This window comes from Abiotrophia defectiva ATCC 49176 (assembly GCF_000160075.2).
In the GTDB taxonomy this organism is placed as follows: domain Bacteria; phylum Bacillota; class Bacilli; order Lactobacillales; family Aerococcaceae; genus Abiotrophia; species Abiotrophia defectiva.
Map to the genome: position 1 here is coordinate 1 of NZ_KI535343.1, position 340 is coordinate 340.

General features: G+C 63.8%; 1 protein-coding gene. It reads left to right on the forward strand.

Going from position 1 to position 340, the window contains the following annotated elements; translation table 11 throughout:
- Positions 1–340 (forward strand): MFS transporter (locus GCWU000182_RS09515; RefSeq protein WP_023392601.1); only part of this gene is annotated, 340 nt, incomplete at both ends.

Genomic DNA, 340 nt, shown 5'->3' on the forward strand with positions numbered 1-340 from the left:
GTCACTATGGCGTGCTGCTAGCGCTATATGCGTTGATGCAATTTCTATGCGCACCCGTTCTCGGAGCACTGTCCGACCGCTTTGGCCGCCGCCCAGTCCTGCTCGCTTCGCTACTTGGAGCCACTATCGACTACGCGATCATGGCGACCACACCCGTCCTGTGGATCCTCTACGCCGGACGCATCGTGGCCGGCATCACCGGCGCCACAGGTGCGGTTGCTGGCGCCTATATCGCCGACATCACCGATGGGGAAGATCGGGCTCGCCACTTCGGGCTCATGAGCGCTTGTTTCGGCGTGGGTATGGTGGCAGGCCCCGTGGCCGGGGGACGTGTTGGGCG